The sequence below is a fragment of the Neolewinella litorea genome, from assembly GCF_004803465.1.
Classification (GTDB): domain Bacteria; phylum Bacteroidota; class Bacteroidia; order Chitinophagales; family Saprospiraceae; genus Neolewinella; species Neolewinella litorea.
This window is the reverse complement of record NZ_SRSF01000003.1, coordinates 344846-371213: the sequence shown is the minus strand read 5'-3', so window position 1 is coordinate 371213 and position 26368 is coordinate 344846. Positions and strand designations below refer to the sequence as shown.

The 26368-nt window shown below is 60.0% G+C and carries 23 protein-coding genes; 16 read left to right on the top strand and 7 right to left on the bottom strand.

Annotated elements, in window-relative coordinates:
• The first annotated feature begins 13 nt into the window (after positions 1-13).
• The gene (locus tag E4021_RS09990; RefSeq protein WP_136458945.1) at positions 14-1792 is read left to right on the top strand and encodes a capsule assembly Wzi family protein; all 1779 of its coding nucleotides are present in this window, start codon (positions 14-16) and stop codon (positions 1790-1792) included.
• A 20-nt stretch (positions 1793-1812) separates the two neighbouring features.
• Positions 1813-2940 carry a carboxynorspermidine decarboxylase gene (gene nspC / locus E4021_RS09985; RefSeq protein ID WP_136458943.1) on the top strand — a complete coding sequence of 376 codons (1128 nt, stop codon included), beginning with the start codon at positions 1813-1815 and terminating at the stop codon, positions 2938-2940.
• A 21-nt stretch (positions 2941-2961) separates the two neighbouring features.
• On the opposite strand, the gene E4021_RS09980 is transcribed toward nspC, so the two are convergent.
• Positions 2962-3867 (bottom strand): EamA family transporter, encoded by a 906-nt coding sequence (locus tag E4021_RS09980; RefSeq protein ID WP_136458941.1) that lies wholly within the window; start codon positions 3865-3867, stop codon positions 2962-2964.
• 113 nt (positions 3868-3980) lie between these two features.
• Here E4021_RS09980 and E4021_RS09975 point away from each other — a divergent pair, with 113 nt between their 5' ends.
• Both E4021_RS09975 and cdaA read left to right on the top strand, forming a co-directional pair.
• Entirely contained in the window at positions 3981-4556 is a 576-nt protein-coding gene (locus E4021_RS09975; protein ID WP_168797548.1) for an OmpH family outer membrane protein, read from the top strand.
• A gap of 9 nt (positions 4557-4565) precedes the next feature.
• A complete protein-coding gene (gene cdaA / locus E4021_RS09970) occupies positions 4566-5363 on the top strand; it encodes a diadenylate cyclase CdaA (RefSeq protein ID WP_246050269.1) in 798 nt (265 codons plus the stop codon).
• A 90-nt stretch (positions 5364-5453) separates the two neighbouring features.
• Here cdaA and E4021_RS09965 read toward each other — a convergent pair whose 3' ends face one another.
• Positions 5454-5744: a PLD nuclease N-terminal domain-containing protein gene (locus E4021_RS09965; RefSeq protein WP_136458937.1), complete on the bottom strand. Its 291-nt coding sequence runs from the start codon at positions 5742-5744 to the stop codon at positions 5454-5456.
• 154 nt (positions 5745-5898) lie between these two features.
• Here E4021_RS09965 and E4021_RS09960 point away from each other — a divergent pair, with 154 nt between their 5' ends.
• Entirely contained in the window at positions 5899-7311 is a 1413-nt protein-coding gene (locus E4021_RS09960; RefSeq protein ID WP_136458935.1) for a dipeptidase, read from the top strand.
• A gap of 70 nt (positions 7312-7381) precedes the next feature.
• Here E4021_RS09960 and E4021_RS09955 read toward each other — a convergent pair whose 3' ends face one another.
• The 3 genes from E4021_RS09955 to E4021_RS09945 all read right to left on the bottom strand — a co-directional run bounded on the left by E4021_RS09955 (position 7382) and on the right by E4021_RS09945 (position 10007).
• Positions 7382-7771, bottom strand: a complete 390-nt coding sequence (locus tag E4021_RS09955; protein WP_136458933.1) for a four helix bundle protein — start codon at positions 7769-7771, stop codon at positions 7382-7384.
• A 120-nt stretch (positions 7772-7891) separates the two neighbouring features.
• Entirely contained in the window at positions 7892-8401 is a 510-nt protein-coding gene (locus E4021_RS09950) for an FKBP-type peptidyl-prolyl cis-trans isomerase (RefSeq protein WP_136458931.1), read from the bottom strand.
• A gap of 91 nt (positions 8402-8492) precedes the next feature.
• Positions 8493-10007 (bottom strand): M20/M25/M40 family metallo-hydrolase, encoded by a 1515-nt coding sequence (locus E4021_RS09945; RefSeq protein ID WP_136458929.1) that lies wholly within the window; start codon positions 10005-10007, stop codon positions 8493-8495.
• 65 nt (positions 10008-10072) lie between these two features.
• Between E4021_RS09945 and E4021_RS09940 the strand changes: the two genes are divergently transcribed.
• Positions 10073-13288, top strand: a complete 3216-nt coding sequence (locus E4021_RS09940) for a S41 family peptidase (protein ID WP_246050268.1) — start codon at positions 10073-10075, stop codon at positions 13286-13288.
• A gap of 22 nt (positions 13289-13310) precedes the next feature.
• On the opposite strand, the gene E4021_RS09935 is transcribed toward E4021_RS09940, so the two are convergent.
• Positions 13311-15779, bottom strand: coding sequence for a TonB-dependent receptor domain-containing protein (locus E4021_RS09935; protein WP_246050267.1), 2469 nt, complete (start codon positions 15777-15779; stop codon positions 13311-13313).
• Between the two features lie 313 nt (positions 15780-16092).
• Here E4021_RS09935 and E4021_RS09930 point away from each other — a divergent pair, with 313 nt between their 5' ends.
• The 6 genes from E4021_RS09930 to E4021_RS09905 all read left to right on the top strand — a co-directional run bounded on the left by E4021_RS09930 (position 16093) and on the right by E4021_RS09905 (position 20525).
• The gene (locus tag E4021_RS09930) at positions 16093-16299 is read left to right on the top strand and encodes a hypothetical protein (RefSeq protein ID WP_136458927.1); all 207 of its coding nucleotides are present in this window, start codon (positions 16093-16095) and stop codon (positions 16297-16299) included.
• A 64-nt stretch (positions 16300-16363) separates the two neighbouring features.
• Complete coding sequence (locus tag E4021_RS09925) at positions 16364-17023, top strand: nitroreductase family protein (RefSeq protein WP_136458925.1); 660 nt, start codon at positions 16364-16366, stop codon at positions 17021-17023.
• Between the two features lie 35 nt (positions 17024-17058).
• The gene (locus tag E4021_RS09920) at positions 17059-17655 is read left to right on the top strand and encodes a Uma2 family endonuclease (protein ID WP_136458923.1); all 597 of its coding nucleotides are present in this window, start codon (positions 17059-17061) and stop codon (positions 17653-17655) included.
• Positions 17656-17667: 12 nt separating this feature from the next.
• Positions 17668-18087 (top strand): DUF5655 domain-containing protein, encoded by a 420-nt coding sequence (locus E4021_RS09915; RefSeq protein ID WP_136458921.1) that lies wholly within the window; start codon positions 17668-17670, stop codon positions 18085-18087.
• A 33-nt stretch (positions 18088-18120) separates the two neighbouring features.
• Positions 18121-19458: an argininosuccinate lyase gene (gene argH / locus E4021_RS09910; protein WP_136458919.1), complete on the top strand. Its 1338-nt coding sequence runs from the start codon at positions 18121-18123 to the stop codon at positions 19456-19458.
• A gap of 92 nt (positions 19459-19550) precedes the next feature.
• The gene (locus E4021_RS09905) at positions 19551-20525 is read left to right on the top strand and encodes a potassium channel family protein (protein WP_136458917.1); all 975 of its coding nucleotides are present in this window, start codon (positions 19551-19553) and stop codon (positions 20523-20525) included.
• 59 nt (positions 20526-20584) lie between these two features.
• Here E4021_RS09905 and E4021_RS09900 read toward each other — a convergent pair whose 3' ends face one another.
• A complete protein-coding gene (locus E4021_RS09900) occupies positions 20585-22450 on the bottom strand; it encodes an ABC transporter ATP-binding protein (RefSeq protein WP_136458915.1) in 1866 nt (621 codons plus the stop codon).
• 70 nt (positions 22451-22520) lie between these two features.
• On the opposite strand from E4021_RS09900, the gene E4021_RS09895 reads away from it, so the two are divergent.
• The 4 genes from E4021_RS09895 to E4021_RS09880 all read left to right on the top strand — a co-directional run bounded on the left by E4021_RS09895 (position 22521) and on the right by E4021_RS09880 (position 26364).
• Complete coding sequence (locus E4021_RS09895; protein ID WP_136458913.1) at positions 22521-23204, top strand: DUF2461 domain-containing protein; 684 nt, start codon at positions 22521-22523, stop codon at positions 23202-23204.
• 17 nt (positions 23205-23221) lie between these two features.
• The gene (locus E4021_RS09890; RefSeq protein ID WP_136458911.1) at positions 23222-24352 is read left to right on the top strand and encodes a glycosyltransferase family 4 protein; all 1131 of its coding nucleotides are present in this window, start codon (positions 23222-23224) and stop codon (positions 24350-24352) included.
• A 46-nt stretch (positions 24353-24398) separates the two neighbouring features.
• A complete protein-coding gene (locus E4021_RS09885; protein ID WP_136458909.1) occupies positions 24399-25517 on the top strand; it encodes a glycosyltransferase family 4 protein in 1119 nt (372 codons plus the stop codon).
• Positions 25518-25581: 64 nt separating this feature from the next.
• On the top strand, positions 25582-26364 hold the full coding sequence (locus tag E4021_RS09880) for a 3-keto-disaccharide hydrolase (RefSeq protein WP_136458907.1): 783 nt from the start codon (positions 25582-25584) through the stop codon (positions 26362-26364).
• Positions 26365-26368: the final 4 nt, after the last annotated feature.

Sequence of the window (26368 nt, the reverse complement as noted above, 5' to 3'; positions counted from 1 at the left end):
TCAAGCCTCGCCTGTGCTCCGTACCCTAAGTTTCTTCCTCCTTCTCCACTGCGGTGGCTTACTCTTTGCCCAGGGAGCTCCCCTGCCCGTTAATGAAGAAGGGTACGACCTCGTCCGACGTCTGTACACCCGGTACGGCTTCCAGGGTTTCACGGCGCCGGCCGCCGACATTGACCTGCGCCCGGCCAGCCGCGGCGACCTGACCCGCCTGATCAAGACTTGGGATGCCCTCCACGGTGCCGAGATGTCAACCGTCGACCGCTACCGCATCCAACGCTTCTACGACAACAACAACGAATGGTTGAGTCTGCCCACCTTCGCCGAAACGGACGACGCCGATCGGGCTCCCTTCTGGATCGGGGAGGGATTCAGCGTGGCCGCGGAGGAATCCGATCTTTACCGCCGTTCGCGTAACCCCATTCTGGGCACTTTCTACGAAACGCCGGCCTTCCTCTACCAGCACAACCGGGAAGACTTTTACCTGCGGGTGAATCCCATCCTCGACCTCAAGTACGGTAAGTTGCAGGACGACGAGCAGGACTACCTGCTCAACAAGCGTGGTGTCCGGTTGCGGGCCGGCGTTGACGATCGTTTCTTCCTGCACCTGGAGATCCTGGAGACGCAATTGGGTGCGCCAAACTTCCTGCGTCAGTTTTATCAGCGAAACAGAGCGCTGCCGGGGGCCGGATTGATCAAGGACGAATTTCGCCTGGACTTTGCCGGCATCCGCCGGGGCTATGACTATCTTAATGGAGCCGGGTATTTGTCGGCCGACATCACCCGTCATGTAGGATTTCGGCTGGGGTACGGGCAGCATTTCATCGGCCAGGGTGAGCGATCGCTGTTCCTAAGCGACTTCAGCAACAATTACCCTTTCCTGGAGATCAACTGGCGGATCTGGAAGTTCCACTACCGTAACCTGTTCGCCGAGCTCACCAGTGGGCCGGCCCGGGACCTGAACAACGGTCTCCCCCTCCCCAAAAAGTACCTCGCAGCCCACCACCTTTCCATCAACATCGGTAAACGCCTGAACGTAGGACTCTTTGAAGCAGTGGTATTGAACCGGACCAATGGCTTCGAACTGGCGTACCTCAACCCGGTGATCCTCTACCGCACGGTGGAGGGTAGTGTCGGCAGCCCGGACAACGTCCTGATCGGCCTGACTGCTGCTTACCAGTTACCCTTCCGGACGGAGGTGTACGGTCAGTTCGTACTAGACGAATTCGTATTCAGCGAACTGTTCATTGAAAAGCGTGGCTGGTGGGCCAATAAGTGGGCCTACCAGATCGGGATTCGCCACGTAGATGCTTTTGGGTTAGACCAGCTCGATCTGGTAGCAGAGCGCAACGTGGCCCGCCCCTATATCTACTCGCACAAAGGACTGAGCAGCTATACCCAGTTCGGTATGCCCCTGGCGCACCCTCTAGGGGCGAATTTCCGGGAAAACCTGGTAGGTTTCGATTATCGCCCCCTGCCCCGGCTCCAGGTCGACGGGCGCCTGTACCTGATCGAGCAGGGTGAGGGCGATGAAAATACCGTTGTGGGTGAGGATCTGAACCAGTCCAGCAGCCTTCGCAGCGCGACCTACGGCAACGAGATCGGCCAGGGCATTCATTACACCAATACCATCCTGCGGCTCCGTGCCGGCTACGAACTGCGCCCCAATTTCTGGCTAGAAGCGGAATACTTTACCCGCAGCAAAGACTCCGACAATACCGCTCGCGACCTGGAAACGACCCTGATCAATGCCGGGGTTCGGTGGAATATAGCTCCGCGCCGGGAAGCCTTTTAGTCCAACCCCAACCTCATCCCATGGCCCTACCCTCCCCCGCATTCGTACTGGAAGAAGACAAGCTGCGCCGGAACCTCGAGACCATCTCCGATGTGGCATCCGCTTCCGGGGTAAATATCATCCTTGCCCTCAAGGCCTTCGCTTTCTGGCCCGCCTTCCCCCTGGTAGCTGAATACCTCCGGGGAGCCACGGCCAGCAGCCTGAATGAGGCCTTGCTTATCCAGCGGCACTTCGGCCGGCGGCCTTACGTGTACGCACCGGTGTATCGGCCCGGTGAATTTGATGAACTGGCGGAAATGGCCGAACACCTCACCTTTAATACCCTTACCGAACTGGAGCGCTTCCGACCCCGCTGGGAGCCACTTGGCACCAGCGTAGGTTTACGCGTGAATCCCCAGTACAGTCCGGTCGAGACCGACCTGTACAACCCCTCCAATAAATTCGGCCGCCTGGGTGAAACGCTGCCCAATCTCCCCAGCAAACCCCCGAAAGGGTTGCAGGGACTCCACGTTCACACCCTCTGCGAAAGCGACGCGGCGGCTACGGCTACCCTGATTGAGCGTACGCGGGCGCAGTTCGGCCACTACCTGGAGCAGGTCAAATGGCTGAACCTCGGCGGTGGCCACCTGATGACCCGCGCGGGGTACGACACGGACCTCCTAATCCGAACGCTCCGCCAGTTGGGCGAGCGCTATCCCCACCTGGAAATTATCTTGGAACCGGGCAGTGCCCACGTCTGGCAAACGGGATATCTGACTTGTACGGTACTTGACATCGTCAACAACTACGGATCGGCGACCCTGATGCTCGACGTCAGTTTCACCTGCCACATGCCGGATACCCTGGAGATGCCCTACCGTCCGGTGGTCCGGGGTGCCAGCGCGGAAAAAAAGGACGGCTACCCCTACGCTTACCGATTGGGGGGAATGAGCTGTCTGGCTGGCGACTACCTTGAGGAGTACTACTTCACCCAGCCCGCCCGGGTCGGCGATACCCTGATCTTTGAGGACATGGCGCACTACACCACCGTCAAGTCCACGATGTTCAACGGGGTTCCCCATCCGGATATCGTAATGGTTGACGCCGACGGTGAAGTAATTGCCCGGCGCTCCTTCGACTACGCTGACTACGAACGTCGGATGGGCTAAATGGCCCCTATTCTGCCTTATCTAGGAGCTGGTGCCCTTAGGCGACGACGATGAGTTTATGAAGTATACTCCCGTCAGCAATATCGCTCCCGCCAGAATGGATTGCCCCGTGACCACTTCGCCGTTCAACAGTCCGCCCAGGAGCACCGCCACGACCGGATTGACGTAGGTATTGGTCGATACCTTGTCGGCGCTCACCTTACCCAGCAGGTAGTTGAAGGAGGAAAAGGCAATAATGGACCCGAAAACGACCAGAAAAAGCCAGGAGTAGGCCGAACGCGCGCTCAACTCCGACCACGTCCACCCCGACCACTCGTCGAGCGCCAGACTGAACAGCAGCAGAAAGAAACCCGCCGCGAGCATCTGCATGGCCGTGGCGCGGATGCGGTTGTGACCCAGGTCAAGCCGCTGTCGTAAGAGCATGCCCGCCCCCCAGCACAGCATACCGGAGATAATCCCGATCATGCCCTTATACGCTTCCCCACCACCGATGGCCAGGGGCTGCGAGATGAGCAGGCTCATACCGCAGATACTTATGAATGCCCCGAAAAAAGCCTTGAGCGGCGGCCGGTTGGAGAGCAGTCCCCACATCATCAGCATGACTACGAGCGGCTCGAAGGCAATGATCAGGGAGGTCGTACTGGTAGGAATATACTGCTGTGCCCAAACTACCGCGCCGGTACCCACGCTGAGCAGCAGCACTCCGATGATGGAAGAATTGATAACGTACTGCAGCTTCGGCAGGGTGAAGTCGCCGCGCAACAAAGTGAAGGCATACATCAGCGCGCCGGCCATCAGAAAACGGGTGGCTCCCATGCCGAAAACCGGAATCGTATCGATTGCCCAGTAGTTGGCGAGGTACGTAGCCCCCCACACGAAGTAAGTCACGGCAAAAGCGAGAATTATAAAGAGGCGGTCACGGTCCATACCGAAATCGTACTTTTGCGGGATAAAATTCAGGAGGTCGTACTATCCAACACGAATAGGTCTACGCAACCTCCCTAAACCATTGCTTGATGACCGACGTCGCTAGAATACTTTTGTGTGCAGTTTTAGTTCTGCCCCTCTTCACCTTTTTTGGTTGCGACCAGGGGGCGGATACGCCGGCGGGGTCCGAAACCCGCGCCTCGGCTCCGGCACCCGGATCGGGTCTTAATATCGTATTCGTAAAGGTAGACAGCCTCCAGGCGGGCTACACCCAGGTAGCCGACGAACTCGGCCGCCTTGAAGAGAACTTCATGAAAGCCCAGGAAAATCATCAGGCCCGCGTCCAGTCACTGGAGCAGGAGGTGAGCAAACTGCAGAACCAGATGCAGCAGGGTCTGCTCGCCCCCAATCGGGTGCAGGCCGAACAGCAGCGCATCGCGCGCAAGGAACAGGAGATCCTTCAGCAACGTGAGATGGCGCTGAGCAGCATCCAGGAGGACCAGATGCGGATCCAGCAACAATTCTCGGAGCGCGTGAAAGCCGTCCTCGAAGAATTGCAGGCCGAGAATAACTACGACTATATCCTGAACCAGGGACAGAACTCCGCCGTCCTCATTACCAACGACGCCTACGACATTACGCCGATGGTGCTGGAACGGCTCAACGCCGTGCAGGACAGCTTGCAGTAACTTACCGGCATGCTTCTGCCCCTGGCCTTCAACATCGGTTTCCTGCAGGTCGACATCTGGGATGTCTTCGATGTGGTGATCGTTGGCTACCTGATCTACTGGTTATACCGCTTGCTGCGGGGCAGCATCGCCCTGAACATCTTCGTGGGCATAGTAGCCCTTTTCTTCAGCTACCAGGCCTTCACGGCACTGGGGATGGATTTGCTGTCCAACATCCTGAACCAGTTCATCCAGGTTGGCTTCATCAGTCTGATCATCATCTTCCAACCGGAGGTGCGCCGCTTTTTGCTGCTGCTCGGCAGCGGCACCATTAAGCAGCGCGATAGCTTCTGGAACCGCCTGCTGGGCCGTGAAGAGTTCGACCGGGAGCACGCCCCCCAGACCGCGGCCGTGCGGCGGGCGTTTCTGCGGATGGCCCGACAGCGGACGGGAGCCCTCATCGTCTGCACCCAGGAAGCCGATCCGAGCACCGTCATCACCGGCGGCACGGAACTGAACGCGGACATCAGTTACGGCCTCTTGGTAAGCATATTCCATAAGGAAAGCCCCCTGCACGACGGAGCGGTACTTGTCTCCAACCGCCGAATCATCAAGGCTTGCGCTATCCTGCCCGTCTCCGAGAACAGTGAGTTGCCCGCGGCGGTAGGACTACGGCACCGGGCGGCGGTAGGCGTTACGGAAAAGATCGATGTGGCCTGCTTTATCATCTCCGAAGAGACGGGCAAGATATCTTTTGCCTACGGAGGCTCTCTTGAACGCGGCATCTCCGAAGAGCGGCTTACCGAGTTGTTGGATATGTATTTGTAGCAGGGGCGCACGCTCATAGGAGGCCTGCGCTTGGCCCCAATACGAGGTACTCGGCTTACCTCAGCGTGTCGCTGACTTCAGAAGGAGCGGTTAAAATACCGACGAGCGGTTCCGGCCGATCAGGAAGTACAGTATCGCGCCCAGGTAGGGCAGAAACAGAATGATAGCGCCCCAGATCAGCTTCTTTTCCATGGGGTAGGGTTTCTTGATCAGATCGATCACGGCCAGGACGACCAGGATCAGCAGCAGTATCGAACCGATGGCCCAGATACCGATACCGCCGGCTACGGCTTCTCCGGCACTGACTTCCTCACCACAGGCGGTGAGCAACAGGGCCAGCGCGGGAAGAAAAAGGTAGGGATTCAATTTGCGGATATTCATGGTGCGGTGTATTTCCTACTATAACCTACCGCCATGGCCGTGATGTTCGGACGGCAAAACCAGGCCCGCCCCGCCTTCCGCTTAGTATCATTGCACCCGCGTACGCGCCATAACCTGCCCGCTACTTACGCGTTAGGGCTATAAAATGAAACCAATGACCACCCAAGAATACCTGGACAACCACCGCGATCGCTTCCTGGAAGAACTCAAGACGCTCATCCGCATCCCCAGCATCAGCACCGCCGCCGAGCACAATAAAGACACCCACCACTGCGCCGTCCAGGTGCAGGAATACCTGGTACGTGCCGGCATGGACCGCGCCAAGCTCTTCCCCACCGATGGCCACCCTATAGTATATGGTGAAAAGCACCTGAGCGACGATCTGCCCACGGTACTCATCTACGGTCACTACGACGTACAGCCCGCCGACCCGCTCGACGAGTGGGATACGCCGCCCTTCGAACCCACCATCAAGCAGACGGAACAGCACCCCGACGGGGCCATTTTCGCCCGCGGGGCCACCGACGACAAAGGACAGATGTTCATCCACGTCAAGGCCGTGGAAGCCATGATTCAGACCGGCAACCTGCCCTGCAACGTCAAATTCATGATCGAAGGGGAGGAAGAGATCGGGAGTCCCAACCTCATCCCCTTCATCACGGAGCACAAGGATATGCTCGCCTCCGACGTGATCCTGATTTCCGATACCAGTCTGCTCAGCAAGCAGAACCCGAGCATTACGGTAGGATTGCGCGGCCTGACCTACCTCGACGTGAAGGTGCGCAGCGCCCGCGCCGATATGCACTCCGGACTCTTCGGCGGGGCCGTGGCCAATCCCATCAACGTGCTCTGTGACATGATCGCCAGCCTGAAGGACGAGAATAAGCACATCACCATCCCCGGTTTCTACGACGACGTGCAATTTCCCAGCGACCGCGACCGGCAGCTGATGCGCGATGCGCCCTTCGACGCCCAGGAATACATGGATAGCCCCGGCGTCTTCGGACTGGAAGGCGAGAAAGGCTATACCACCTATGAGCGCACCGGCATCCTGCCCACGCTCGACGTCAACGGCATTTGGGGTGGCTTCACCGGAGAGGGCTCCAAAACGGTCATCCCCGCCGTGGCCAACGCCAAGATCAGCATGCGCCTGGTATCCAACCAGGACCACGAGAAGATCACGCGACTGTTCAGCGACCACTTCAAAAGTATTGCCCCCGAATCGGTGAAAGTGGAAGTAAAGCCCCACCACGGCGGCAACCCCTACGTGACCCCGACCGACACCCCCGAATACCGCGCGGCGGCCGATGCGGTGAAGAAGACCTTTGGCAAGGAACCGGTACCGATGTACGAGGGCGGCTCCATTCCGATCGTAGCCAAGTTCAAGGAAGTCCTGGGCGTGGAAAGCATCCTGATGGGCTTCGGCTTCGATACCGACGGCCTACACTCACCCAACGAGCACTTCGGCCTGTGGAATTTCTACAAGGGGATCGAGACGGTGCCCGAGTTCTTCCAGGCGTATTCGCGTATGAAGGATGAAGGGGGAAGGACGAAGTCGGAAGGATGAAGTAGAAAGTACGAAGGTCCCAATTGACTTGTGGGATCAGGCCGGGAACGGCTGGGTATGGTGATTGTACCTAACCTACTTTTTGTGCCACGGACCTTTGTACCATCTTGTCCGAAAGCTTTTTGGTTCCAGCGGTGAACATGGCTATGAGTTCATTCGCCTCCTGGACCAGCGGTTGCACCCTGCCGGGGGCTAGGTACTCCATGCGCTGAATGTACTTTAGTTCCGCCCTTGACTCCCGCAATTCTTTTAGCATGACCTTCAGTTTGTGAAGGAAGTCCTTTGTCGATTCCGCTGATCGCGCCTCCGGATAGTGGAAGCCGGCATGGGTTGCAGCACGCAATAACTGCTTTGCGACGTGATCAGCATCGTAATATTTACGGGTGGGCAACGCCCGACATAATTTGGAACACCGGACACTGAAGTCCATCAGCCGTTCCTCCAGTTCGTGATTATGCATAACAAGGGGATTTATTCTAAAGATAAACCCTACCCTTTATTAAAACAAATTGTTTGTAGTTCACTAACCTCGACTGTGCCTCCTTACTTTATCCTTTGTACTTCAGACTTCGTACTTCCCTCACCGCCTAACCCCACCTTCCTCAATGTACTGCTTGCGGATCAGTTCGTCCACCGAGGGGGCGCGCACGTCGAGGATGGCACCGGAGAAGAAGAGGGTTTTACCGGCCAGGGCGTGATTGGCGTCGAGGGTTACCTGCTTGTCGTTCCAGTCGATGATCTTGGCGTTGACGTCCTTGCCGGAGGAATCGGTCAGGGTGACGTACTGCCCGCGTTCCAGGAGCCCCGGTTCGATCTGTTCCCGTTCGTTCTGGAAGATGTGGATCGGCGCGGTCAGGATGTGGTCGTCGCTCCGTTGCCCGTAGGCGTCGTCGGGGCTGAGCTGAAAACTGAAGCCCATGCCGCTCTTCAATCCGAAAATGCGCCGCTCCCAGGCGGGGAGCATCCGGCCCGTACCGAACATGAACTTGAAGGGATAATTGACGTCCATGCGTTCCAGCAGCGTACCGGAGGGGCCTCCGTCGCGCACTTCGTAGGTCATCGTTACTATACTGTGGTCGTCTACGGTCATGGCGGTGCGGTTGGGTACGGGTAATGAGCCTATAAAACACCGGCGGGGCAAATTGTTGGCGGCGGCGCGCGGGTGCAGGGAAAACCCAGAACTACAGGGGTTCCGTAAGAATGCCAATCATGGTTTTAACCCCATCCCGGTAATTTCCGATGCGGAGGTTTTCGTTGGGGCTGTGCTGGTTGTTGTCCATATTCACGGTAGGTACGGTAACCGCGGGAATGTCCAGGGTAACTACGAAGGGGGCGATTGGGATGGAGCCCCCCGTCATGCGAATCATCACCGGTTTCTGTCCGTGCACGTAGGTGAGTGCCCGCTGCAGCCATTGTCCCACCTCGGTGTCGAAATCCGTACGGAAAGACTGGTAGAAGACCCGGGAGGTAAGGGTGGCGATACGGGGGTGGGCCAGTCGTTCCGCTTTGGTGGGTTCCCGGTCGAGTACGTGATAGCCCTGGCCCGCTATATGATCGCGGACCAGTTGGATAAGGCGATCCGGATTGGATTCGAGTACCAATCGCAGATCGAGTTCGGCCCGGGCCCAGGCGGGGATGATGGTGCGTACCTCGTCGTCGATCCAGCCGCTGCGCATTCCCCTTATGTTGAGCGAGGGGTACTGGATAGACTCCTGGTAGCTCCGCCCGACGCTATCTACCCGACCGATTTGAAGTCGGTCGCGGATCTCGGCTTCGTCGTCGGGTACGGTATTCAGCAGCTTGCGGGTGCTGTCGTCCAGGTGTACGCCATCGTAGTAGCCCGGGATAAGTACGCGTCCGTCGGCATCCTTCATGGAAGCAAGGAGCTGGGCCAGGGCCAGGGCGGGGTTGGGGGCGTAGTTGCCGTAATGGCCGCTGTGCTGGGGGTCTATCGGCCCGTAAGTGGTTAGGGTTACGTCGGCGATCCCTCTTGCGCCAAACTTCAGGGTTGGCTGATTGCTGGGGTGAAGCGGTCCGTCGAAGATGATGAGCATGTCAGCCGCGAGAAGTTCCTGGTGCCGTTCTACCGCGGCCGGTAGCCGGGGAGAGCCGATCTCTTCCTCGAAATCCATAATGACCTTGAGGTTATAGCTGGGGGCAAGCCCAAGGTCGGCTACGGCATCCAGCGCGGCGAGGAACATCCCGATGGGTCCCTTGGCGTCGGAGGCCGAACGTGCGAAAACGCGGTCGTCGTCGAGTAACTCTTCGGGGGTGTAGGAGTCTACTACTTGCCAGGCTTCATTGGCATCACTTCTTCGTTTGATCACCGGGAGGAAGGGATTTGCCTGTTCCCAACGGCTGGTATCGGTGGGCTGGCCGTCCACCTGTAGATAAACCAGCACGGTCTTGTCTGCTTCCACCACATTCCGCTGGGCCAACAGCAGCGGCACGGTGGCCGTTTCGATGCGTTGGAGGCTGAAATCACGACGGGCGAAGGCCGCCTCGCACCACGCGATGTTGCGCTCGATATCTACCGGAAAGTGCGCGTCGTTGGGGAGGCTGAGGAGTTCGATCAGCTCCGGAAAGGTGGCATCGGCGTATTGTCGTCCGACTTCATCGATGCGGGCGGGGGCGGGCCGCTGACTCAGGAGCGGACAGGCAAGCAGACAGAGAAATAGTACGGGAGAAACCTTCATCCGGGCAAGATAGCCCCCGATGTCGGGAGATATGTATACTTTTCTAACCAACCGCAATCCCTGCCATGACCTACCATATGCTCACCGGGCTGTTCCTCCTCCTTTCCATTTCCCTATCCGCCCAGACCCGCCTCCTCTCCGACCCGGCGATGAGTGAAGACCACCTTGCCTTTGCCTACGCCGGCGACCTCTGGGTGGCCGACCGTGATGGAAAAAATGCCCGGCGGCTCACCATCGGCGAGGGAGAGGAATACAATCCCGTATTCAGTCCCGACGGACAAACGATCGCCTTCACCGGTTCCTACGACGGCAACGTGGACGTTTACACCGTACCCACGCGTGGCGGAATACCCATACGGCTGACCTGGCACCCCTACGACGATGAAGTACAGGCCTTCACGCCGGACGGCAATCGCGTCCTTTTCACCTCCGGGCGCAAGGTGTTCACCAACCGCTTCAATCAGCTCTTCACGATCGGCCTTGACGGCGGACAGGTGGAGCCACTCGACATTCCCACCGCCTTTTCGGCCGACTACTCCGCCGACGGGCGCTACCTGGCGTACACGCCGCTGTACGACGCTTCCAGCATGTGGAAGGGCTACCGCGGCGGCACCATCTCGCGCATCTGGATATTTGATACCACCGACCGCTCCGTCGTAGAAGTCACCCAGCCGGAGAAGGGAAGCAACGATTCCGCCCCCCAGTGGTACGACGGTAAGGTATACTTCCGCAGTGACCGCGCCGGGGAGTACAATCTTTACGCTTACGACCCGAATGGCGGAAGGGTGGAACAGCTGACCGATTTTACCGACTTCCCGGTACTGAGCCTAAGTGCCGGCCCCGATGGCATCATCTTTGAACAGGCGGGCTACCTCCACCGCTACGACCCCGCTAGCGGGGAAAGCACCCAACTGGACATCACGGTGAATGCCGACATCCTGGACGTACGCCCCCGCTACGTGTCCGGACCCGAGCATATCCGCTCGATGAGCAGTTCCCCGTCGGGCACGCGGATCGTAGCCGACTACCGCGGCGAGATCCTCACCGCCCCCACCGGGCAGGGCGACGTACAGAACCTCACCCAGACGCCCGGCACCCACGAAAGCGATCCCGCCTGGTCACCGGACGGCCGAATCATCGCCTACTTTAGTGATGCTTCCGGGGAGTATGCCCTGCACCTGCGCGCCGTCGGCAACGGAGAAACGCGGGCTATCGCGCTAGACGGAACGGGGTTTTACGCCTACCCCCATTGGTCGCCCGACAGCAAACAACTCGCCTTCGTGGACAACGGCCGCAACCTGTACGTGCTGAACGTCGCCTCCGGACAGGTACGCAAGGTGAGCCAGGACGTCAATTACGGGCCGGGTGCCTACCGCGACCTCTTCGGCTCCTGGTCGCCCGCCGGCCGCTACCTGGCCTACACCCGGATCACCGGCACCAACTTCGAGCGGGCCTACATCTACGATACCCAAACGGGTGAGTCACAACCCGCCACCGACGGGCTGGCGAATGTCACCGAACCCACCTTCGACCCCTCCGGAAAGTACCTTTACCTGGCTGTCTCCACCGATGCCGGACCTGTCGTGAACTGGTTCCAGCAGTCGAGCAACGACATGCGGGCCACCAACGACCTCTACCTGATAACCCTGCAAAAGGAGGTCAAAAACCCCCTGGCCCACCGCAACGATCAGGAAGAGATCGAGCCCGGACCGGAGGAAGAGGAAGAATCGGAACCCACCCCCACGCCGATCCGAATCGATTTCGACGGACTGGCCAACCGGGTGGTCCACCTGCCCGTGGGCAACGGCAACTACAGCAACCTCGTGAGCCCGAAAGAGGGCCACCTGCTTTACCTTGAAACTACCGACGTGGGCTCGAGCATCCACCGCTTCACCCTGGAAGAACGGGAGGAGAAAAAATTGCTGGACGCCGATGGCTTTTCGCTGACCGCTAACGGCGAGAAACTGCTGGTCCGGCAGGGAGACAACTACGGCGTCACCAGCGTCGAGGAACCCAAGGCCGAGGACCTGAAACCCGCCGAAAGCTACAACTTCAGCGTACGCATCGACCCGCCGGCCGAATGGCGCAACATCTTCGAGGAGATGTGGCGGGTGAACCGCGATTACTTCTACGATCCCGGTATGCACGGTGTGGACTGGGAAGCGATGAAAGTCAAGTACGAACCTTTCCTGGCGGAAGTGCGTACCCGCGCCGACCTCTACCGGGTGATGCGTTGGATGGGCAGTGAGCTGGGCGTGGGTCACCACCGTTTCGGCAGTACGGGAACTCCGTTGGCGGAAAAAGAGACCGTGCCCGGGGGGTTGCTGGGTGCCGACTATAAGGTAGCCAACGGCCGCTACCGATTCGCCCGCATCTACGGCGGACTAAACTGGAACCAGGATCTGGAAGCCCCCCTGATGGAGCCGGGCGTCAACGTGAACGAAGGCGATTACCTGCTGGCGGTCAACGGCCAGGAAGTGACGGCGGATGATAACCTGTACCGCTTCTTCGAGCGTACCGCCGGGCGGAATGTGGAAATCACCGTGGGCCCGAACGCGGACGGCAGCGACTCACGCACCGTGACCGTCACTCCGGTGGAGCGCGAGTACAGTCTGCGCAACCGCGCCTGGGTGGAAGGCAACCTCCGCAAGGTCAACGAAGCCACCGACGGAAAAGTAGCTTACGTATACGTACCCAATACCGGCAGCGGGGGCTTCGAATACTTCAAGCGCTACTTTTTCCCGCAGGTCGACAAGCAGGCCATCATCGTGGACGAGCGATTCAACGGCGGCGGACAGATCGCCGACTACTACATCGAACTGCTCATGCGGCCCTACCAGAACAGTTGGACCTACCGCTACGGGGAGATTCAGCACGCGCCGGTGGCCTCTATCCAGGGCCCAAAAGTGCTGCTCATCGACGAAACGGCCGGTTCCGGCGGGGACCTGTTTCCATACCTGTGGCGGCAAAACGATCTGGGCCCGATCATCGGCAAGCGTACCTGGGGCGGGCTGGTCGGCGTGCTCGGCTACCCGCAATTCATCGATGGCGGCTCCGTGACGGCCCCCAACGTAGCTTTCTGGGACGAGAACGGTTACCGGGTAGAGAACGAGGGGGTGGCCCCCGACATTACCGTGGAGCAATTCCCGGCCGAAGTGATGGCCGGCCGCGACCCGCAGTTGGAACGCGCCATTGAGGAGGTGCTCAAATTACTTGAGGAGCGCCCGGTGACCCGCATGAAGCAGCCGCCCTTTGAAAAGCGGGGAAGGGCGAAGTTTTAAGGGCCTGGCCCGGTGGTTCAGGTTAGAATTGCTGATTCCCCTCCCCTTCCTTCTGGTCGTCGTTGCGCACGCGCGTGCGGCGGTTCTGGGCGCGGAAGTCGATCTGCCCGAATTTGTGGTTAAAGCTGATCCCGAAACTGCGGAAGGGTATGGTGAAACTGCTTTCCTGCACGAAGTCCTCCCCGCGCAGGCTGGAGGCAAACACCTTATCCTCGCTGAACGGGGTGATGATCCGCACGCCGAAGGATGTGCGTTCGCTCACATCGTAGTTCATGCCCACGCCGTAGATGCTGAAACTGGGGTTGGAACCCTGCAGGGTTTGCTGCGGCCCGCGCCCGAAGGCGAAGAAGTCGGCCCGCAACTTCTCGTTAAACTGAAAGCTGCCGCCCCCGTTGCCGCTGATGATATCGGCCGAACGCTCCAGTTGTTGTCCGTTGACGAATCCCGTGCCAATGTAGCGTCCGTAGTTCAGACTGGCGCGGAGCTGGAGTTTCTCCCACAGGGTGATGGACGTGAAGAGGTTGGCACCGTAGGTATCGCTGCTTCCAATATTGAGGAAGGTAGTCGTACTGGCGATGCCGCCGTCGTCTACGTTCAGGAAGCTCTCAATCAGGTCGTCGGTCTTACGGTAGTAGGTGGAGGCGTTGATGACCAGGCCCTTGATGTAAGTGTTGTAGGCCAGTTCGTACTGCTCCACGATCTCCGGCTCGAGGTCGGGGTTGCCGATCTGCAGTGAGTTGGGGTCCGCGATGGCCGTGAACGGGTTGATGTAGAACAGGCTCGGGCGCTGGATGCGCTGGGTATAGCTAGCCTTCAGGTTGCTGAATTGTGAAAGCTTGCGGTTCAGGATGATGCTGGGCAGGAAGTTGTGGTAGCTGTTCGTGAAACTCGGATTCTCGCTGCGGAATTCCCCACCGATCTCGGTGGTTTCGTAGCGGGCACCGGCTACCAATCCCCATTTGTCGCTGATGGTCCAGTTGCCGCTGAGGTAGGCGGCGTAGACGTCCTGATCGTACAGAAACAGGTCGGTGAGTTTGGGGTCGTCGGTAAAGGAGCCTCCGTCGTTGGGCTTTACCTGCGTGCGGTAGTCGCTGTCGATGCGGCGCAGCACGGCCTTCAGTCCGGTTTCCAGTTTCAGCCGCTCGCCGGCCGGGTGCACGTAGTCGAGTTGACCGGTGTACTCCAGGTTCAGTCCGTCGTTGGTGTTGATCAGGTCGCGCTGGTAGATGGCCAGGTCGCCGGTCTGGTCGATGATGTTGTCGGTGTTGCTGTTCTGTCCGCTAAGCTGGAAAGCCAGGATCAGCTCCCGGTCCGGCTGATCGGCGAACGTCCGGCGGTAATCAAGCGTAGCGTCGAAGCCGGAGTTGGCGTTCTCACTATCGTTGAAGCGCGAGAAGTCGACGCTGTTCTCCGAACCGAAGTAGTCGATGAATCCATTGGTCGTACCCTCCTGGCTGCGCGCAAAGCGGTTGTACCGCCCGCTCAGGTTCAGGCTGTTGTAAGCGTTGAAGTCGTAAAAAGCGCCCAGGTTTCCGTTTGCGCCGAAGAACCCCGACTCATTGAGTCCGCCCTGTTCGAGTTGCCGGACGGCCGTCCCGTTGTCGAAGTCGGTCCGCAGGAACTGGTTCTCCGCCGCCCGCTTCCAGCTCCAGAAACTGTTCACGCCCGCGTTCATGCCGAAGCGCCCGATCAGGGCGTTGGCGTTCAGTCCGAAGTTGTTCTGCCGGGTGCCCACGCTCGAGTTAACCGTACCGGTAAATCCCTGGGCTTCCTTTTTCTTGGTAATGATGTTGATGATGCCACCGCTGCCCTCGCCGTCGTAGCGGGCGCTGGGCGTAGTGATGACCTCCACGCTTTTGATCTGGTCGCTCGGGATGCTCTTCAGGGCATCGGCCACACTACTGGCAAAGATGGTCGAGGGCCGACCGTTAACCAGGATGCGCAGGTTGGAGGAGCCCCGCAGACTCACGTTGCCTTCCAGGTCGACGCTGAGCAGCGGCACCTTGCGCAATACGTCGCTGGCGTCGCCGCCGCTGTTGGTGGCGTCCTGGTCGGCGTTGTAGACCATCTTGTCGATCCGGTTCTCTACCAGGGAGGCCTGGGCCGTCACCTCCACCCCTTCCAGGGTCACGGCGTCGGCCGCAAGCACGATGGGCTCCAGGGTTAGGTCGGGGCTCCGTTTGGTGGTCTTGACCTCATCCAGCGTTTGCTCCAGGTAACCCAGGAAACTGGCCTTCAGGCGGTAATCGCCGGGGGCTACGTTGACCAACTTGAAACTGCCATCCGTTTCGGAAAGGGTGCCGTTGATCTGCTGTTCGCCGTCGGCGGAAAGCAAAACAATGGTGGCAAATTCTACCGGATCGCCGGATTGTGCGTCCAGCACCTGACCGCGGATGGTACCCTTGATGCTAGGCGCGCCCCCTCCAGCACCTGGCGGTTGGGCGTACAGCGCGGTCGTGAAAAGTGAAAGGAGAAGTAGGAGTGGTTTCATGGCCAGGTGGTCGGGGGTAAGTGGTGAAATTACGGATGGGACCACCCGTGTGTTTCCGTATTCTCCAGGTGTTCGACGAATGCTGCACTATACTCTACCACCGGGGGGCGGGAACGCGGGTGCAGGGTTCAGTCCGACAAATCCGGCCTACCATGGCCCACCGCCCAACCCGTGCACTCGGTTGTTTAAGGACGGATAGCCGACAAGCACTTTTTTCCCGCGGCGGCACACTGCAAAATCCGCAACCGAGGTTATAACATTGTAATTTATGTCGTGCCCCCCGGGCCGAACCTCAAGTAGTTTCCTCTATCTCATGAACGGTAATACCTCCCCTACCCGCGCGGCGCTGGATGCAGCGGCCGGCATTGTGTTTTCCGCCGCCTGCGTCTACCTAATCCTCTACGCACGCGAAATCTTCACCGGCGCGCACTACATCGACTGGTCGCTCCTGCGGGCGCTGTGCCTCATCGGCCTGCTCACCCTGGGAGTGAGTTTCTACGAGAACCGGGTAGCGGGCTGATGCCCCGGGGCTTTGCGCCTGGGCGGCTACCTTGCACCCGCGGAACCGCCCAAACCCACCGCTGATGTCCGAATACCAGCCCCTACTACACACGCCAAGGTCCCCCGAGGAAATGCGGGTCGCCGCCGCGGCCTTTTACGCCGAGCTGAACCAGCGGCGTACGGTACGTGAGTTCTCGGATACCCCTGTTCCCCGCAGCGTGATCGAGGACGTTGTCCGGACGGCCGCCGCCGCGCCCTCCGGTGCCCACAAGCAGCCGTGGACCTTTTGCGTGGTGGAAGACCCCAGCATCAAGCACCAGATCCGGGAAGCCGCCGAACGCGAGGAGTACGATAACTACCACGGCCGTATGTCAGACGAGTGGTTGGCTGACCTGGCGAAGTTCGGCACCGACTGGCGCAAGCCCTTTCTCACCACCGCCCCCTACCTGATTGTTGTGTTCAAGAAGGCCTACGATCTCGACGCCGCCGGCAACCGGCACAAGAATTACTACGTGAACGAGTCCGTCGGCATCGCCTGCGGATTGCTTATTGCGGCCATTCACCGCGCCGGACTGGTGACGGTAACTCACACGCCCAGTCCCATGAACTTCCTGCAACGCGTACTCGACCGGCCGGAGAACGAGCGCCCCTACCTGCTGCTGCCCGTGGGTCTGCCCGCTCCCGATGCCCGTGTGCCGGTGATCGAGCGAAAACCGCTGAAAGAGGTGATGCGTTGGTACTGAAAGACTTGCTATATTAGGGTGATCATCGTTAGCGTATGTTCTCTTCACTGGAAAGCCTGGAGTCGGTGGCTCCCCTTTACACCGCGCATCAACTGTCTCTAGAGCAGTTCGAGGCTTTCTGTCGCGTCAACCCCAATTTACTGGCCGAACGGGAGCCGGACGGAAGGATCAAGATCATGTGCCCTGTATCATTTGATAGCAGCGGGTACGAAGCTGAATTTATCGCCGATCTTAAATTGTACGCCAGGGCCCAGGGTGGCGCGGCCCTCAGCAGCGCGGTAGGCCTGCGGTTACCGGATGGCTCCGTTCGATCACCCGATGCGTGTTATGTATCTGCCGCTAAATTGAGTGCCTTTACGGCCCGTGACCGACAGCATTTTCTGGCGGTTGTGCCGGATTTTGTGGTGGAGGTAAAATCGCCCAACGATGACCTTCAAGACCTGGAAAGCAAAATGCGAGATACCTGGATCGCCAACGGTGTCCGGCTGGCCTGGCTCGCCGACGTTGAGAACGACCGCTTGTGGATCTACCGCGCCGACCATTCCGTAGAGCTGGTCAGTCCGCTCGACCGCACCATCGACGGTGAGGATGTCCTGCCCGGCTTCACCTTCGACCTGAACCTGCTGTCCTAGGCCTCCGTTGGGATGTCCATGTGGACCTGCCCTAAATGTGAACGCCCCTTCCGCCGTGCCGGACAGTGGCACGTGTGCAGCGAAAAGACCATCGATGAGATCTTCGCCGGCAAACCCGATCACGTCGTAATGGCCTTCGACGACGTACTCGTGGCCACGGCCGACTGGGAGCCCAACCTCATCACCCCCGCCCGCAAGGCGATCATGTTCACCAACAAGCGGGCCTGGATGGTCGTCCGCCCCATGACCAAGGTGCTCGAATGCAGCTTTTTCACCGGTGAAATCATCCACAGCCCCATCCTGCACAAATCCGCCCTCGACCATATGGGCCAAAAGAAGTTCCGCCACTCCATCCGCCTGAGCGGTCCGGGCGAGCTTTCCGCCGAAGCCGTGGCCCTGCTGCGCAAGGGCTACGACTACGGCAACCGGTAGGTCGTTTCCGCGCCTTTGCCCCATCTTCGCGGTATGGCTGACAAACTCTGGCAAAAAGACTACTCCCTGGACCAGCGCATCGCCGGCTTTACCGTCGGCCGCGACCGCGAACTCGACCTCGAACTGGCCCCCTTCGATATTCTCGGCTCTATTGCCCACGTGACCATGTTGGAGGAGGTAGGACTGATCGATGCGCCGGCGGCGCGCAGGTGCCTGGCCAAGCTCCGGGAGCTGTACCGCGTGGCAGTCGACGGGAGCTTCGTCATCGAGGATGGCGTGGAGGACGTGCACAGTCAGGTAGAGCTGCTGCTCACCCGCGCCCTCGGCGACGACGGCAAGAAGATCCACTCCGGCCGCAGCCGTAACGACCAGGTGCTGGTGGACCTGCGCTTGTACTTCCGGCACCGCATTCGCGGGATCGTAGAGCAGACCGCCGAGCTGAGCCGCACCCTCACCGCGCTCAGTGAAGAACACCGCGATAAGCTGATTCCCGGTTACACCCACCTGCAAGTGGCCATGGTCAGCAGCTTCGGCTTGTGGTTCGGTGCCTACGGAGAAGCCCTGATCGACGACCTGCGCCTTTGGAAGGCAGCCTACGATACGGTCGACCAAAACCCGCTCGGCTCGGCCGCCGGATACGGATCCAGCTTCCCACTCGACCGCGACCGCACCACCGAACTGCTCGGCTTCCGCGCACCCGTAGTGAACGTGGTCGCCGCCCAGATGGGCCGCGGCAAAACCGAACTGACGGTGGCCTTTGCCATCGCCGGCATGGCCCAGACCATCGGCAAGCTGGCGATGGACGTTTGCCTGTACAGCAGTCAGAACTTCGGTTTCCTGCAATTGCCTGACGACCTCACCACCGGCTCGAGCATTATGCCGCACAAGAAAAATCCCGATGTCTTCGAATTGCTCCGCGGTCGCTGCAACCTGCTGCAGTCGCTGCCGGCGCAGATCAGCCAGCTCACCACCAACCTCCCGGGCGGCTACCACCGCGATTTCCAACTGTTGAAGGAGGCCATCTTCCCCGCCCTGGACCAGTTGGAGGACGGACTGGCCATCGCGCTGTACGCCCTGCCCCGCACCCAAGTCCGCGCCCAGGAGCTGCCAACCGATCCGCGTTACACCTATCTGTACAGCGTGGAGGCGGTCAACCAGCTCGTCCTGGAAGGTGTGCCCTTCCGCGACGCCTACCAGCGGGTGGGCAAGGATATCGAGGCCGGCACTTTTGTCGCGCCTACCGACCTGCTGCACACCCACCTAGGCAGTCTGGGCAATTTGGGGAATGACCGGATTTCGGAGAAATTGGCGGAGGTGATGGGGTTATTTGATTTCGGCCGGGGCCAACGAGCCAGCGAGGCGCTGCTTTAGTGGCCCGATAACGAGTGGTCCGACCACTCAGCAACCGGACCAGGTGAACATCCGCCACCGGTAAGCCGTCCAATTCACCGGAACCCGCACACATGAACGGCCTACTATTCCTTGGTGGCATCGGAGTTATTGCCATTACCCTCACGGACTTTATCTATACGACACTCTCCTGCAACGGGTCGGGGTACCTATCAACTGCCCTTAACCGAATACTAGGTCGGCTGCTGGCACCGCGGTCGGACGGCATGCGGAACTGGAGCGGGGTGCTGCACCTGGTGGCGTCGCTGTTCATGTGGATCGCACTACTGTTGGTGGGCGGCTTCCTGGTCTTCATCGCGGATACAGATTTTGTGGTGCGGGCAACGACCAAGGTACCGGCGAACCTTTCCGAACGGGCCTACTTTACCGGCTTCGTTTTTTCTACGCTTGGTCTCGGAGATTATGCACCGGGCTCGCCGCTGGGTCGGCATCTGACCGCCGTGTATTCCCTCCTTGGATTCGCCGTGCTGACCACCGCCATTACCTACATTCTGTCGGTGACCAACGCGGTCACCAAGAAAAAGAACCTGGCCACCTTCCTCTCCAGCCTGGGTGAATCGCCCTCGGAGATGTACGCGTACTTTACCGCCGAGCCGGACGGCAGCCTGTTCTCGGAGCGGGTCGATGACCTGGTGACCCAGCTTAATCTGCACCTGAACGACCACCTTAGCTATCCCATCGTACACTACTTCCATTCCGATCAGCGCTCGTGGTCGGCCGTGCTTCAGCTCGCCACTTTACATGAATGCATGCTGGCCCTGAGCATCCACTATGCCGATTCACCAAAGGTGCAGGCGCACCTGCAACGGCTGGACCGGTGCCTTAACTACTTTCTGAAGGTGGCGCACATTCCGGACCGCCTCCGCCAAGATCAGGAGCGAAGCCTTCTGGCCCTCCGTACGCAATGGCATAAAGAGATACTTACTAGCGGCAACGGCGACCCAACCATTTCCGAGGCCAGTCGCGCGCTGGGTGCCCTGCTGCGGCAGGCAGGCTATGACTGGCAAGATGTTTTCGGGCAGCGGTAGACACCGTCCAACCGACCACCCGTTGGACGGTCCCCCCACCGTCCAACGGGTGCTTGGCCCTACACCTCCTGCAGCTCCACCAGTTTGCGGTAGGCCCCACCCCGCTCGAGCAGCTCTCCGTGGGTGCCGCGCTCGATGATGCGCCCCCGATCCAGGACGATGATCTGGTCGGCGTTCTGGATGGTCGACAGGCGGTGAGCGATGACCAAAGCCGTACGATTAGCCATCAGTCGCTGCAGAGCTTCCTGGACGAGTCGTTCCGACTCACTGTCGAGCGCCGAGGTGGCCTCGTCCAGAATCAGAATGTCGGGATTACGCAGCACGGCACGGGCAATGGTAAGGCGCTGTCGCTGCCCGCCGCTCAATTTCGTGCCGCGGTCGCCGATGTTGGATTGATAGCCGCCCGGGATGCGGATAATGAAGTCATGGGCATTGGCCACGCGGGCGGCCTCTTCGACCTGCTCGGGGGTCACGTCTTTCATGCCGAACACGATGTTGTTGTAGATGGTATCGTTGAAGAGGATCGCCTCCTGACTAACGATGCCGAAGCGGGAACGCAGGTCAGCCAGCTCATAATCGCGCAGGTCCCGCCCGTCGAGCGTGATGTGCCCGGAGGTAGGGTCGTAGAAGCGGGGCAACAGGTCGGCGATCGTACTCTTGCCGCCGCCGCTCGCTCCCGCCAGGGCCACGATCTTGCCGGTCGGAATTTCGAGGTCGATGTCGTGGAGCACTTCGGGACCGTCAACCCGGTACCGGAAACCCACCCGGTGAAAACGGATGCCGCCCGACCCGGATGGCACGGTGGCTTCCCCGCCCAGCACCCGCGCGCCGCCCGCCCCAACGGGCCGCGACTCGTTCTCACTGGACGATGCCATGGGGTTCTTCACGTCCAGCACGGATTCCACGCGTTCCAGAGCGCCGAGTCCCTTCTGAACGTTGTACCAGGCCTTGGAGAAGTTCTTGGCCGGATCGATGACCATGTAAAAGGCAAAAATGAAGGCGATGAAGGTGCCGGCCTCCATGGTGCCCGCGAACACCTCCCGCGAACCGTAGAGCAGCAACAGGGCTACCGTAGCGATACCGAGGAATTCCGTGAGGGGACTGGAAAGGTCGCGCCGCCATAGCAACCGCACCAGGCGGTGGCGGTACCGGTCGTTGAGTTCGGCGAAGCGCCGCGACTGGTAGTCCTCGGCTCCGAAGCTCTTGATGATGCGCAGGCCGCCCAGGCTCTCCTCCGTGCGGCTGACGATCTCGCCCAGGGTCTCCTGCACCTCGCCGCTGCTGCGCTTGAGCCGCTTGCCGATGCCGCCGATCACTACTCCGGTGAAGATCATCAGTCCGAAAACGAACAGCGTCAGGGAAGGGCTCACGATGATCATGAAGGTCAGTGACCCGATGATGATGAAGGGCTCGCGGAAAATGGCCTCCAGCACGTTCAGGATGCTGCTCTCGACCTCCTGTACGTCGCCGGTAATGCGGCTGAGCAGGTTCCCCTTGCGCTCCTCGGTGAAGTAACCGAGCGGAAGGTGCAGCAGGTGGGTGTACAATTCGTTGCGCAGGTCGCGGATGATGCCGTTGCGTACCGGCGACATGAAAAAGAGGGCGAGGTAACGGAAGAGGTTTTTGAGGAGAAAAGACAGCAATATGAGCGCGCAGACGTAAAGCAGTGCCTGCTCCCTACTCTCCCGGGCGATCCATTGGGTGACCAGGTAGCCGCCATACTGCTCCAGGTCGGCCAGGGAATCGATGGCGGCCGGGGCCACCGTCACGGGTTCGGTCTGCTCGAACAGCAGGTTGAAGAAAGGCTGAAAGATCGGGATGGATACAACCGTGAAGACGGCCGTCAGGATATTGCAGGCGATGGCCAGCGCCACCAGGCCGCGGTAATTGCCCATGTAGCCGAGGAGCCGGCGGAATGATTGCATGGCCCAAAGGTACGGCGGGTGCCGGGTTGGGTCCGCTGGTCGTCCGGGCGCCAAGCCTTACTTTCGTCCTATGTCCGTGATCCACCAGGCCACTTTCGATTACCTGCGCGAGCTGGCCGCCAACAATGAGCGTGAGTGGTTCAACGACCACAAGGCGGCCTACACGGCGGCCCGCGACAACGTGGCCGACTTCGCGCAGACACTGCTGGAACGGCTGCGGCGGCACGACGTCATCAGCACGGAAAGCGGGCGCAAGTCCCTCTTCCGCATCTACCGCGACGTGCGGTTCAGCAAGAACAAGCAGCCCTACAAGACCAATATCGCCGGCAGCTTCACCCGCGACGGCCGACAGCGCCGCGGGGGCTACTACTTCACCCTCGCGCCCGAGCACAATCTGGTGGGCGGCGGCTTCTACGGCATCGAGCGAGACGATCTCAAGCGTATCCGGGAGGAGCTGGGCGCGGACGCGGGTGCCATGCGGGAAATCCTAAATGCCGGGGAATTTGGCAGGCTTTACGGTATGCTCCGGGGCGAACAGCTCAAAACCGCACCGCAGGGCTTTGCGCGCGATCATCCCGACATCGACCTGCTACGCTACAAGCAGTTCTACGCTGCCCGTACCTTTACCGAAGCCGAAGTACTCGCTCCGGACTTCATCGACCGGGCGGAAGAAGCCCTGCTCGGTCTTCGACCTTTCTTTGACTACTTCAGCGAAATTCTCACCACCGACGCAAACGGGGAGAGCCTCCTGTAAGCGCCAACGCGACCGCTATGCGCTTAGGCTACGACGCCAAACGACTGTTTCACAACTCCACCGGACTGGGGAATTACAGCCGTACGCTGCTTACGAACCTACAGGCCACTCATCCCGAATTCGAGTACTTCCTGTACAGTCCGCAGCCTAGCCACCACCCCTACGCCCGGCCCTTTCGGGACAATCCCGCTTACACCCTCCGCTGTGCCCGGGGACTGGTCAAACCCATCTGGCGGAGTTACGGTATGGTTCGCCAACTGACCCGCGACCGCGTGGAATTGTACCACGGGTTGAGCCACGAATTGCCCTTCAGACTTGCCAAGCGGGGGGCGCGGTCGGTGGTGACCATCCACGACCTGATATTCAAGCGGCACCCGGAGTGGTACCCGGCCGTGGACCGCTGGATCTACGACTGGAAGGTGCGCCACGCCTGTCGCCGGGCAGACCGCATCATCGCCATCAGTGAGCACACCAAACGGGATATTACGGACTACTACGGCGTGAATCCGGCCAAAATCGACGTAGTCTACCAAAGCTGTGACCCGCTATTTTACGAAGATGGGGGCACCTCCCCTTCGGGTCTGGAGCGGTACGACTTGCCGGAGCAATTTCTCCTTTTCGTGGGGAGCCTTACCCCCCGTAAGAACCTGCCCCTCGTCTTGGATGCCCTGCTGCAGCTTCGGACCGCGGAGCAATTGCCACTGGTCGTCGTAGGGCGGGGATCCAAATACCGGGCGCAACTGATGCGTCAAGAGCGCTACCGGCCCCTGCATTCACTCATTCACTGGATCGGCGACCTGGACGACAACCGGCTGCTGAAGGCGCTGTACCGTCGTTCGCGGGCGGTGGTGTACCCCAGCCACTACGAAGGTTTTGGCCTACCGGTCGCGGAAGCCCTGCTGTCCGGGACCGCCGTGATCACCAGTACGGCCTCCTCCCTGCCGGAAGCCGCCGGTCCCGGTGCGATTCTGGTCGATCCCAACCGACCCGCTCAGATGGCCCAGGCGATCCGCGACCTGCTCCACAATGACACCCTCCGTAACCGCCTGATTGAAGAGGGTGGTACCTACGCCCGCGAGCAGTTCGGCGCCGCGGCCACCACGCGCGCCCTGGTCGCCAGCTACCGCCGCGCCCTAGCCGGGGAATGACCGCTGGGAATCACCTACATTTGGCCGGCGCCAAACTTCCTCTGCCTTGTCCGTCCCACCCTCCCTGCTTGTCATCTCCGATTATCGGGACTCCCTGAGTGGCGTACGCCCCGAGGGGCGGTGGTTCGTGGAGCTGTCTCGGCAATTCGGCTACCGCATTACCCTGATGACCCCCACAAAGGAGGCCAATTACCTGGACGAACTGGAAGCCGCTGGGGTACGGATCATCGACTGGCACCCGCAGGAAAAATTCAGTTCTGCGGAGCGAGACCGCGTTCGGCGCGAACTTGAGGAAGGACAATATGACCTGCTGCACCTCTTCAACAACAAGGCAGTGGCCACCGGGGTACGCGCCGCGAAGGGTTGGCCGGGCAAAGTGGTCACTTACCGGGGGTACACCGGCAATGTCCACTGGTGGGACCCCACAGTTTACCTCCAGCACCTGCACCCCCGGGTAGACATGATCACCTGCGTGAGCCAGGCAGTGAAGGACGACCTTGACCGGCAGCTCTTTTTCGACGGCCGCAAAACGGTGGTGGTGGCCAAAGGTCACGACCCCGCCTGGTATACAGCGGTGCAGCCAGTGGATCTGCATTCAGCATTTAACATCCCGGCCGATAGGCTGGTCCTGATGGTTGTGGCCAACGCGCGGCGTATGAAGGGCATGGATTATCTCGGAACGGCGATTCGCCGCCTGCCCGCCGAACTGCCGCTGCACCTGATGTTTGTGGGCCGGGGCCTGGAAACGAACGATTTACTTGCCGACCTGGCCGACAGCCCCTACCACGACGAAGAGGATTACACCTTCACCGGATGGCGGCCGGACGCCTTGGAATTGCTCGCGGCGGCTGACATCAGCCTGTTGCCGAGCATCAAAGGGGAGGGGCTAAGTAAAGTCTTGCTAGAAAGCTTCTTCCTGGCCCGCCCCACTATCATGACTGACATCGACGGCAACCGCGGACTGGGCATACACGGGCAGACGGCACTGGTGGTGCCCCCCCGGGATGAATATGCCCTGGTCAACGCCGTTGTGGATTTGGTCGAAGATGCCTCCTTACGCGATCGGCTGGGACCCGCCGGTAAAGAATACGTTACGGAACGCTATCATTGCCAACAGTCGGCCCGCGATCTGGATGCGGCCTACCGCCGGCTTCTCGGCCGGTGAGCCTACGGAAACCGGTTTCTGAATTTCCTGTCGGCACCTTACCTTACAACACCAAATTCAGATCATGCACAGTAGTACTTTCTTAGCCTTTCCCCTTCTCCTCCTCCTGTCCGCCTGCGGTGCCAACCATTCCGCTACGACTGAGGACGCCAATTCAGCCGCGGATGCCGCCGTAACCACCAGTGGCGAGCCCATGCTACAGGGAAGCGGCGATTGGACCAACCTCCTCGCCGACAACAATCTGGATGCCTGGCACTCCTACAACCAGGATGAACCCGGATCGGCCTGGAAGATCGACGAAGAGGGAGTCCTCTATCTCGATACCAGCAACAAAGGCGAACACGGCGTGGAAGGCGGAGGCGACCTCGTCACCGACGAGAGCTTCGAGAACTATGAACTGGAACTCGAGTGGAAGATCGGTGAGTGCGGCAACAGCGGCATCATCTACAATATTGTCGAAAGCGACGACCTGGACTACCCCTGGCTGACCGGCCCGGAAATGCAGATCCTCGACAACAGCTGCCACCCCGACGCGGAGATCGTGACCCACCGGGCCGGCGACCTCTACGACATGATCACCGGTGAGCCCGAAAACGTACGGCCCGCCGGAGAGTGGAACCGGGTACGGCTCGTCGTCACCGACGGACGGGTGGAACAGTGGCAAAACGGAGAGCGCCTGCTCACCTACAACAACACCGGCCCCGAATGGGAGGCCATGATCGCCGATTCCAAGTTCAAGGACTTTGAACGCTTCGGCAAATCCACTTCCGGCAAGATCGGTCTGCAGGATCACGGCGACCCAGTCTGGTTCCGCAACATCCGCATCCGCGAGCTGGACACTAAATAATTAA